This window comes from Arthrobacter sp. 2MCAF14 (assembly GCF_052115645.1).
GTDB lineage: Bacteria > Actinomycetota > Actinomycetes > Actinomycetales > Micrococcaceae > Arthrobacter.
Map to the genome: position 1 here is coordinate 68928 of NZ_JBFRHB010000027.1, position 9275 is coordinate 78202.

Genomic DNA, 9275 nt, shown 5'->3' on the forward strand with positions numbered 1-9275 from the left:
CCGGGCAACCCCTCCGGACCACCATGCTGGTGCAGAACGAACACCTCAACAAATACCGCAGCAGTGATCCGTGGCTTGAGGCCAACCACCCCGGAACCTACATGCCCATGTTGCGGACTGCTGAACTCGTGGCCGAGCGCTACGGCGTCAGCCGCGAGGCGCAGGACCGGATGAGCGCGCTGTCCCAGCAGCGGGCGGCGCGCGCCCAGGCGGACGGCCTATTTGACGACGAAATCGTGCCGATCCGGGTGACCACGTTGCGGAGGGACAAGGAAAGCGGTGAAGTGACGGAATTCGAGCAGCTGGTGTCCCGGGACGAAGGCGTGCGCGCCGACACCACCGCCGTTACCCTGGCAGGGCTTCGCACGATCCTGCAGCCCGGTGAATTTCACCGCGCATCCGACGGTAAGCGCAGGCAATGCCTCGCAGCTGTCCGACGGCGCCTCCGCCAACGTCCTGATGGACAGCGACTATGCGGCGTCATTGGGCCTGGAGCCGCTGGGCTACTACTGCGGCATCGCCGTCAGCGGGTGCGAGCCCGACGAGATGGGGATCGGGCCGGTCACCGCCATCCCGAAGCTCCTGAAGCTCCACGGGCTGGGGGTTGAGGACATCGGGCTGTGGGAGCTGAACGAGGCCTTCGCTTCGCAGGCCGTCTATTGCCGGGACTTCCTGGGGATCGACCCGGAGAAGTTGAATGTCAACGGCGGCGCGATTGCCCTGGGCCACCCGTACGGCATGACGGGCTCGCGGGCAGTGGGCAGCGCCCTGCTCGAGGCGCGGCGCCGCGACCAACAATTCGTCGTGGTTTCAATGTGTGTGGGCGGTGGCATGGGGGCCGCAGGCCTCTTCGAAGTCGCACGGTAGGCAAGCCCCATTAAATGCGCGCGTTCGCGCCGGAACATAATGACAGGCGTTTCCCCTCTGCATCACGTCGAGGGGAACCGCCTGTGTTCCTAGATGAAGTGCACGCCGACAAATGCCAGCGCTGCGATGAGACCCCAGGAGAGCAGCGCTGCGATGATGGCCCTGCCACTGGTCTGGAGCAGAGACCGGATCTGCACTGACGCCCCAAGCCCATACAGAGCTGCGGCAAGCAGCAGGTCCTGGACCGTGCCAGCAACTTCGAGGACAACGGGCGGCAGGATCCCCAGCGTCCGCACAACGATCATCGCCATGAACCCGGCCACGAAGAGCGGGATCAGCGGAGGAAGCTTGATGCCGTTATCCTCAGCGCCGTTTGCCGTCCGTCGGCCGCGGAAGCGTCCAACCAGCGCGGCTCCGGTGACCATCGGCGCAAGCATCAGCACGCGGGTGAGCTTGATGATGAGCGCGACGGCAAGGGCGGCCGCACCCGCCGTTTGCGCCGTTGCCACAACCTGCCCTACATCGTGGACGCTGGCTCCCACCCAGTATCCGAACTGAACAGTGTCCAGGCCAAGGGGTCCCTTGAGCGCGGGAAGGACCCCGATCGCCAGCGTTCCGCACAAGGTCACAAGGGCGATCGGAACAACGGTGTCGCGGTGATCAGTTTTGGTGACCCCGCTCATGGCCCCAATGGCGGAGGCGCCGCAGATGGAAAATCCGGTGGCGAGAAGCAGCGGCTGATCGCCCGGAAGTTTGAGGGCCTTGCCCAGGACCAGCGTTCCCATAAAGGTCAGCAGGACAATGCCAACCACGATCGCCAGCGTCTTCCAGCCCAGCGCAGCCACATCGATGAGGCTGAGTTTGAGGCCCAGCAGAACGATTCCCAGCCGCATGAATCGCTTGGCGGAAAGTGTCAGCCCGGGCTGCAGTACTCCTTCTACGGCGGTACTGATCCCTGGGAGATTTGCAGAAAGAATTCCCAGCATTACTGATGCTGTGAGGAAAGGTATCACCGGGACGGTCGTATGGATCAGCCAGGCGACGGCGACGGCGACCGCTGCCGCCGCCAGTCCGGGTAACCGCTTGTTCCCCAAACCTCGGAGAAGCAGCGCATCCTGCCGTTCGTCCTTTGCGTGTGTGGCAACGTCTTGTCTCATACTTTTCTGCGATCCTCCCGGAGCCGGCATGCACCAGGATCCGGCTGGATCTCCTGGCTGCTCATCTCTCAATTCTCGGCCGAACCATGGCCTGGGGATAGCCGTTTTCTTGACATAGGGGTATATCAAAATCGCATCACATGTCGCATTGTTATATGATTGGCGCATGGCACAGTGGCCGGATCTGACCGTGCTGGAACTAGTGGTCGGGGTGGACGATTACGGAAGCCTCAGCGCTGCCAGCCGACGGGCGGGCCTCGCCCAACCCAACGCGAGCCGGTCGATCAGATTGATGGAGCGCCAGCTGGGCATGACCCTGCTGCAGCGCAGTCCAACAGGTTCCACCCTCACCCCTCAGGGCACGGTCGTGGCCCATTGGGCGCGAAGAATCCTCGCCGAAACGCGGCAGATGCTGGAAGCTACCGATTCCCTGCGCGCTGAGAGGCGCACGGCACTGACGGTAGCTGCCAGCATGACTGTCGCCGAGCACCTTGTGCCCAGTTGGCTTGGCAAATTTGGCAGGCTGCACCCTGAAGTGCGAATACACTTGCTTGTGCATAATTCTGCGCAGGTTTTCGAGGATGTGACCAGCGGGGCCTGCGATATAGGCTTCGTGGAATCTCCAACCATCCCACGGACCTTGCATAGCCTCACCGTGGCCCGCGACGAACTCGTCGTTGTGGTTCATCCTAAACACCCGTGGACCCGGCGCCGGGAGCCGATCTCCATTGCCGAACTAGCATCAACATCCTTGCTGGTCCGTGAACCGGGGTCCGGCACTCGGATCACGCTTGACCTTGCATTGCTTGAGTACCCGCGCGCCGCTCCCTTGCTCGAACTTGGCAGCGCAGCCGCTATCCGTACAAGCGTCTTGGCCGGCATGGGTCCTTCAGTGATGAGCACCCTTGCAGTGGCAGACCAAGTAAAGACCGGAGAACTAAAGATCGTCCCAGTCCAGGATCTTGTCCTGCATCGGGCATTGCGTGCGGTGTGGGACGGTCCCCGTCAGCTATCAGGTCCAGAAGCAGAGCTCGTGCGGCTTGTTCGTAGCCCGAGAACATCCCAAAGCTAGACAACTGAACTGCTCCCCGGAAGGTGGAATTGAGAAATCAGTCTGGACTTACGGGGAGCACTCCGTCCAGCTCGGGCGTCCTCGACCACCGTGACATATTGGACGGCATCCGCGGCACGCTGCAAGGTCAATGGAACCTCTCGCCTCAACGCCGGGAAGCTCGATGCGCCAGGATGGATCCCTCTACCATGGTGTGCAATGGGATAATCACCGCAAGTCTTGCCCGGACCAAGGTTTGGCCTGCCGATGCTGAAGGAGCCCTCATGCCGGATACCGAACTTTCGGACGATACCCCGGAGGCCGATACCTCGCGGGGCGTTCTGGTCCACAGCGCAGGACCGGCCGAGAGCGCCGGGCTCGCTGCAACTTTGCGCAGCGCGGCAAACGCAGTGGCAGCCCTCACTCCGGGTGTCCCTGTCGAAGTCGTTGTCCAGGGGCCGGGAGTGGGCCTGCTGGTCTCAGGTTCAACGCTGGGGAAGCCCATCAGCGAAGCAATCGGTCAAGGCATCCGGATCCTTGCGTGCCGGAATAGCCTGCGTTCAGCGGATCTGATGCCGGAACAACTCCTCGCCGGCGTCGGTTCCGTGCCCGCGGCAATTGCCCATCTGGCGACGCGGCAGTGGGAAGGATGGGCGTACATCCGCCTGTGATGCCCGCACACTCGAGAAGGAAGCACCGGGCCACAGGCTCGTCTGCCCTGTCCCGGCCATTTGGTCAAGGAGCCTCTGGCGATCCGCTGGTTCCATGCTTTTCCGATGCAGAGCGACCAGCATCTGGACCCTGGTTCCGCGTCCGCCTCGCGGCACCGTGGGACCAGAGGTAGGATTTAGCCCTTCTACGACACGGAAGTCAATCACCTCACGGCGCAATACGCCGCCCGCCGGCTGCTTACTGCGCCGCAAAGCGGGTGGCGCGGAGCGCGAGTTCGAGAGGCGGTAATAAGAGAGAACATGACGCAATCAATCGAGCAGCGGGTCGCACGGGCGGCTGAGAAGGCGTTGTAGGACCACGGTTACGTTGCACCGGTCGACGTGCTCGTGGAAATGGGTTGGCTGCAGCCGGTGCATCGAGACTACTGGCACCAGGGACGCATACCCTACCTCGAACAGGTCGTGCAGGTCGGCTTGGGCAAGATCTCGACGGCGATGCAGGCATTGCTTCTCTGGGCCCAGGAACAGGGGTTGCAGCCCAGCGAGACCGGCTACACCGCCTGGAACCGCGGCCGCAAGACGCTGCAGTTCTCCGCCAGCGGCGAACCGTCCATCGAGCTCGCATACCGTACGCACTGGGTTTCCCCGGCACTGTCAGCGACCAAACGCGCACGCGTCCAGGATCAGGCCAGGCCGCCGGACCTCGTCGTCGTCTCGCCCTGAAGGACTGGACATGCTCGGGCTGCGGCGGGCGCGGGGACCTGCTGCTGATGGAAGACGACGCGCCCTTGTGCATGAGCTGCGCCGATCTCGACCACCTCACATACCTGCCGGCCGGCAATACTGCTTTGACGCGCCGGGCGGCGCCGCGCTCATCCTCCAAGGAATCGGCAACCGCCCCACCGCCGACATCAATGCCGGCTACGCCGACCCCACCACGGTCAACACTGTCGTCACCGACATGGCCGCGGACTACGACCTTGCACCCGGCTGGCTGAACTCGAATGCCGCGGCGTTCGTCCCGGACACCGCCTCCTGGATCGAACTGGAACACCCGGACGAACTGACCATCCAGGCGGCAGACACCGAAACGCTCCTGGCGATGAAAATCGCCGCCGAACGGGACGGGGACACCCTCGACATCGCCCGCATCCTCCGCAGGCTCAACATCACCAACGCCGACGACGCCGTCGACCTCGCCTACGACAAATACGGCGACCGCTCCATCCCACTGGCTGCAGGCCGGGACAACTACCTCCTCGTTGTCGACGACCCCCTCGACGCAGCCACAACCCTCGAACCGAACCCGGCGAATGGTTTCCCGGATCGTCCTTCCAGAAACACGTCCACTGGCGCCTTCCGATCTCGCGAACGCGAACGCGCTCGGTGGGCGTGCTGCTCCCTAGGTGAGGAGAACCTTTCACACTTGGTCATCTGCGGTACCTTGTTGAAATAGTCGAAGTTGCCTCGCAGATCACTAAGATTGACCCATTTCACAGCCGACTTGGAGAACGCCCTGACAGAAGATTGCACCGGTAATGCGGGCCCTCCAGGGCTTCAAGAGTCCGGACGATCCCGGCACGCTGCCAGGAGCTCTCGACATCAGTCGACCGCTTCCGACCGCCGATCGCCAAATAGTCGACGTCGACCTTCGCGGCGGCGCACTGACGACGTCCACGAGTGTGTTCCCCGAGGTCGATCCATCCACAGGACGCTTCTCCAGCGGAGCCTCGGGCCTCTGGATGCCGAATCTGCATAACGCAGTCGAACTTCGCCACCTCGGGCACTCCGGGTCGTGATTTTCGTCTACCACCGATTCCTGACAAAACCAGGGCCGGGCTCCTCCAATTCGGCTGAACATCACAGGCTGGCAGCAGGCACGACCAAATAGAGATGTAGGGCTTTGTTTTCCACATTCGATGATTTCCTCATCCGGGGATTGGTGGCGCGTAGACCTTCGTTATTCTGTGACCGACGAGTTGTACACTCTGGCCGTGGGCCTGGGAATTGCTGAACAGACGGAGGAATTCGTTCAATCTGGAGTTACTCCCCGTGCTGGTGAGGCATGGGCGGGCAAGCTCGAGGAGTGGCTCGAGACGATACTGCCACGGAACGCGGTCGAACGCGACGAAGACCCGGATGAGAGTGCAGTTGGGCCAGCCTCGAATGAGTCCTATGCCGAGTGGACGGACCGTCACCGAGCTGGGGTCCAGTCTTGGAGTTTCCCGACCGAGGAACTTCTTCTGGAATACCTTCGCTCCGTCGCGACACGCCAGGAATCGGACGTCATGGCCCTCCTGAGACTCCTGTTGTTTGAGGAGTCATGCTTCGGCCAGGACAGTGAGCACCTGCATCAGGCACTAAATGTTCGGCGGGACCTGTCCTACCTCGATGCTTACCCAACCGAGTACAGGCGACGTCTTCTTCGATGGCTAGGTGGGGCCGGCAAGCCACACCCCAGCATTCGATGGCACTAGATTTGCTGCCACGCGCCCCTCGACAGGCGATCGATGCCATCACCGGATACCTAAACGTCTATCGTTGGGTGCGCCCAAATGGTCGATCCGAAGGCCTCCTCCATGCCGTCGCCATCATCCGCGCCCGATGGATCGACGACTCCCAGTCAAGCGTTGTGGCCTTTCGGAACTCAGCCCACGCGAGTTCGAGCTTCTGGTCGCAGCTCTGTTTCACAAGCTTGGATACAACGTAGAAGTAACTCCCCAAACCCGGGACGGCGGGAGGGACGTGGTCCTCACGGCCTCCCAGCGCTGCGGGGAACGCACACGCGCAACCGCATCGACCAGCCACGCCGGCCGCGGCCACGGCGGAACGTCTTCGATTGCCGACCGCGCCTGCTCGCCGAGTTCAGCAAGGTTCACCGCGTCGGACCGGTCAGCGGGGTTGCGCCACAGCGTGTAGGTGATGCTTGCCGACATCTCGCGGTATCCGTAGGTGCCCTGCCCGTATTGGAAGCCGACCATATCCAGATCTTCCAGCGACGACTGTGGCACCAATCCCATGATGGGTATCGGAATCAGTTCCAGACGCCTTGCTTGCTCGATGCGCGGATCGGGTGCCCTCGGGCAGCACTCCGTCGAATCTCATGTGCCGATTGTGACCGCCCGTGGTGCCGATGACGACGAACGCAGCCGGACTCTATTCAAGCAGGCCATACGAGGCGATACGGGGCGCCTATTCTAATCGCCTAAGCTCGTCCGAACAGGCCGCCAGCGAACGTAGCGCCACCCTGGCCGGCCTGCTCAAGCTCTGCAACGGCAACAGCACCTGGGACCAACTCACCGCCGACACCTCACCGCCTACAAAGGCCAGTCAGTTGCCGGCTAGGCCGGGTTCCGTGCAATGTTTGCAGCCGGCCGGGGGCCTCCCGCCTTTCATCGGATCAGGACCGGGAAAATGATCCGGGATTGGGAAGAGGGTGGAAGCCAGAACAGTCTGTTGAAACGGGACGGTTGAGTTCGCCAACGGTTCCGGCTCAACGCAGGACAGGATCAGTTCCATCTTCCTCGCCAGCCTGCGGGTATTGCCGGGTGACGTGTGCAAGGAACATGTCGACGGCATCCCCAAGAAGTTGCCGCCAGCGGTCTCCTCCCGGGTCGTTGGAGAGCTGTTGGCTGACCAGACCAGTGATGAGCGCTGTCCAGAGGTCGACAGCATCGGGCGTGTCGGCTCCGACGCCGGCGAGGAAGGCGGAAGCCTCCTCGAGGGCGCGGACGGCGCTGGAGTAGGATTCCGGACTCGGCCTGAAGCCGGGGACGGGGCGTTCGAACAGTAACTGGTAGCGGGCAATGTCGGCGGTGCAAAAATCGAAGAACATCCGTGCCGCTGCCAGAAGCGTGGCCCGGGGGGCTCCTGAAGGGCCGGACTGGAGAACAACTGTCAGGAATTCCCGGGCCGCCTGGTCGAACATCGCATCGTAGATGGCCGCCTTTCCGGGAAAGTAGACGTAGAGCGACGGCGGGCGCATGCCGACCTCGTCGGCGACTTCGCGCAGCGACAGGGCGGCGACTCCTCGCTTCCGGACGTTTTCCCACGCAGCGCTCAGGATTTCACTGCGCGTGTCCTGATGCCTGCGGGCGCGCCGGTCCTGCCGCCGCACGGGCGCTGGCTCCCGAGGCGGTGCAGCCGGCTGCTGGGAATTCACTATCATTCTCCTACGCACATTAGGTAAACCTATTGAATTCAGTCTAGCGGGTGGCGCATCTGGTCGGAGCCGCGGAGGCATCGGCGAGTCCCCGCGAAAGTATGCATCAGGTGCGGGCCGGAAAGAAGCTGCACCCGGGCGGCCCCGTCGTGGACGGAATGAATGCGCTCCAGGTCCGCGAGCGTGCCAGCCATACCCCGGCAAGGCTTCTTACGGACCTCGCCGAGGCGTCAGTTCGTGCGGTGGCGGCGCGCCGAAAGATTCCAATTACCGTCCGGGCGATACCGGTGCCTTGGGGGCCTCCGCTAGGCGTGCGGTCCGTCGGATACCTGATGGACCGCATCTACACGCGTGATGCCTGGATGCACCGGATTGACATCAGCCGGGCCACCGACGCCAGCCTGGCCACGACTGCGGCCCATGACGGGCGGATTGTTGGGGACATCGTCCACGAGTGGGCAGCCAAGCACCGGCGGCCGTTCCAGCTGGAACTCACCGGCACCGCAGGCGGTCGCTGGTCCTCCGGTATCGGCGGGGAGCAGATCTGTCTGGAGGCGATCGAGTTCGCCCGGGTTCTCTCCGGACGCGGCAAAGCCACCGGGCTGCTCACCATCGGGGTACCTTTCTAGGCGCGGCCACCATGGACACAGCTGCGAACCGCAAGAATCGTAGGAAACCATGCCTCTGCAATGTACACGGAACGGTTTCGCTCACCACCCCATGATGCTTGTTCCGGGGATTCTTTTGAGCGTGGGTTTGCTGCACCTGCCCGGCGAACCGATACGTGCCCATCTTGAAATCACGACGGACAAGGCACTTCCTCAGGGCTGGACGCAAGTCAAGATGGATGATCCCTGGAGCAGCTTCCCGCTCGATTCGCGCGAACTTTGGAAGTTCCGGCTGACCGCCAGACATTGAGGCGTTCCAGCAATGCCTGCCCTCTCGAAGGCGGCGTACGCGCGTGCTCCGGTCTGACCTTTCCTCAGCAAAGGGGATGTTCCCTCGGATGGCTGCAACTGCCTCCGGACGGCACCCCGCTGGCTCGTGCCGCGCGACCCGTGGTGCCAGAACCTTTTAGCTGCAGCCCGAAAGGGCGCTCTTCGAGCAGGCAGCTAGCCGCTGACCGTTCCTGTTTGCGAGTTCCATGTCAGCCGGCCGCCGCCGAAATCCGACTCCCGACCGACGGGAACTGCGTACTCGTCGGTCAGCGGGTAGCCAAGCCGTCCCTGTTCCCAGCCCAGCGCGGCCCACTTCGCCCGGATGGCCCCCTGGACCTCGTGCGCCCCCGTCGCCGGCGACCAGTAAATCGAAGAGCCCCCGGAACCGGTGAAATGGGTGTACTGACCCACCCCGTCAGGAGTGCCCAT

Annotated in this window: 12 protein-coding genes and 1 pseudogene; 10 read left to right on the forward strand and 3 right to left on the reverse strand. The window is 63.1% G+C overall.

The window, feature by feature from the left end:
* Window positions 1-107 precede the first annotated feature (107 nt).
* Both AB4074_RS17500 and AB4074_RS17505 read left to right on the forward strand, forming a co-directional pair.
* Window positions 108-317: pseudogene (locus AB4074_RS17500) on the forward strand (acetyl-CoA C-acyltransferase); the annotation flags it as partial.
* 64 nt (window positions 318-381) lie between these two features.
* Complete coding sequence (locus tag AB4074_RS17505) at window positions 382-867, forward strand: hypothetical protein (RefSeq protein WP_441414534.1); 486 nt, start codon at window positions 382-384, stop codon at window positions 865-867.
* Between the two features lie 89 nt (window positions 868-956).
* Here the strand turns inward: AB4074_RS17505 and AB4074_RS17510 are convergent, their stop codons facing one another.
* Entirely contained in the window at window positions 957-2024 is a 1068-nt protein-coding gene (locus AB4074_RS17510; RefSeq protein ID WP_441414535.1) for a YeiH family protein, read from the reverse strand.
* A gap of 166 nt (window positions 2025-2190) precedes the next feature.
* Here AB4074_RS17510 and AB4074_RS17515 point away from each other — a divergent pair, with 166 nt between their 5' ends.
* The 6 genes from AB4074_RS17515 (at window position 2191) to AB4074_RS17540 (ending at window position 6665) form a co-directional block, all read left to right on the forward strand.
* The gene (locus tag AB4074_RS17515; RefSeq protein WP_441414536.1) at window positions 2191-3096 is read left to right on the forward strand and encodes a LysR family transcriptional regulator; all 906 of its coding nucleotides are present in this window, start codon (window positions 2191-2193) and stop codon (window positions 3094-3096) included.
* Window positions 3097-3359: 263 nt separating this feature from the next.
* Window positions 3360-3746: a DsrE family protein gene (locus AB4074_RS17520; protein ID WP_441414537.1), complete on the forward strand. Its 387-nt coding sequence runs from the start codon at window positions 3360-3362 to the stop codon at window positions 3744-3746.
* A gap of 393 nt (window positions 3747-4139) precedes the next feature.
* Window positions 4140-4469 carry a hypothetical protein gene (locus AB4074_RS17525; protein ID WP_441414538.1) on the forward strand — a complete coding sequence of 110 codons (330 nt, stop codon included), beginning with the start codon at window positions 4140-4142 and terminating at the stop codon, window positions 4467-4469.
* 10 nt (window positions 4470-4479) lie between these two features.
* Window positions 4480-5202 (forward strand): DUF6036 family nucleotidyltransferase, encoded by a 723-nt coding sequence (locus AB4074_RS17530; protein ID WP_441414539.1) that lies wholly within the window; start codon window positions 4480-4482, stop codon window positions 5200-5202.
* Between the two features lie 82 nt (window positions 5203-5284).
* Window positions 5285-5545: a hypothetical protein gene (locus tag AB4074_RS17535; protein WP_441414540.1), complete on the forward strand. Its 261-nt coding sequence runs from the start codon at window positions 5285-5287 to the stop codon at window positions 5543-5545.
* An 805-nt stretch (window positions 5546-6350) separates the two neighbouring features.
* Window positions 6351-6665: a restriction endonuclease gene (locus AB4074_RS17540; RefSeq protein ID WP_441414541.1), complete on the forward strand. Its 315-nt coding sequence runs from the start codon at window positions 6351-6353 to the stop codon at window positions 6663-6665.
* Between the two features lie 574 nt (window positions 6666-7239).
* Here AB4074_RS17540 and AB4074_RS17545 read toward each other — a convergent pair.
* Complete coding sequence (locus AB4074_RS17545) at window positions 7240-7908, reverse strand: TetR/AcrR family transcriptional regulator (protein ID WP_441414542.1); 669 nt, start codon at window positions 7906-7908, stop codon at window positions 7240-7242.
* Between the two features lie 50 nt (window positions 7909-7958).
* Here AB4074_RS17545 and AB4074_RS17550 point away from each other — a divergent pair, with 50 nt between their 5' ends.
* Together AB4074_RS17550 and AB4074_RS17555 are read left to right on the forward strand one after the other, a co-directional pair.
* Window positions 7959-8537, forward strand: coding sequence for a maleylpyruvate isomerase N-terminal domain-containing protein (locus AB4074_RS17550; protein ID WP_441414543.1), 579 nt, complete (start codon window positions 7959-7961; stop codon window positions 8535-8537).
* A gap of 121 nt (window positions 8538-8658) precedes the next feature.
* A complete protein-coding gene (locus AB4074_RS17555) occupies window positions 8659-8826 on the forward strand; it encodes a hypothetical protein (RefSeq protein WP_441414544.1) in 168 nt (55 codons plus the stop codon).
* 194 nt (window positions 8827-9020) lie between these two features.
* Here AB4074_RS17555 and AB4074_RS17560 read toward each other — a convergent pair.
* On the reverse strand, window positions 9021-9275 hold a 255-nt coding region (locus AB4074_RS17560), incomplete at its 5' end, for an LGFP repeat-containing protein (protein ID WP_441414545.1).

Bases quoted from the DNA above. Each gene is read 5' to 3' on its own strand.
- AB4074_RS17510 (WP_441414535.1), bottom strand. From the start codon at position 2,024: ATGAGACAAGACGTTGCCACACACGCAAAGGACGAACGGCAGGATGCG.
- AB4074_RS17515 (WP_441414536.1), top strand. From the start codon at position 2,191: ATGGCACAGTGGCCGGATCTGACCGTGCTGGAACTAGTGGTCGGGGTG.
- AB4074_RS17520 (WP_441414537.1), top strand. From the start codon at position 3,360: ATGCCGGATACCGAACTTTCGGACGATACCCCGGAGGCCGATACCTCG.
- AB4074_RS17525 (WP_441414538.1), top strand. From the start codon at position 4,140: ATGGGTTGGCTGCAGCCGGTGCATCGAGACTACTGGCACCAGGGACGC.
- AB4074_RS17530 (WP_441414539.1), top strand. From the start codon at position 4,480: ATGCTCGGGCTGCGGCGGGCGCGGGGACCTGCTGCTGATGGAAGACGA.
- AB4074_RS17535 (WP_441414540.1), top strand. From the start codon at position 5,285: ATGCGGGCCCTCCAGGGCTTCAAGAGTCCGGACGATCCCGGCACGCTG.
- AB4074_RS17540 (WP_441414541.1), top strand. From the start codon at position 6,351: ATGGATCGACGACTCCCAGTCAAGCGTTGTGGCCTTTCGGAACTCAGC.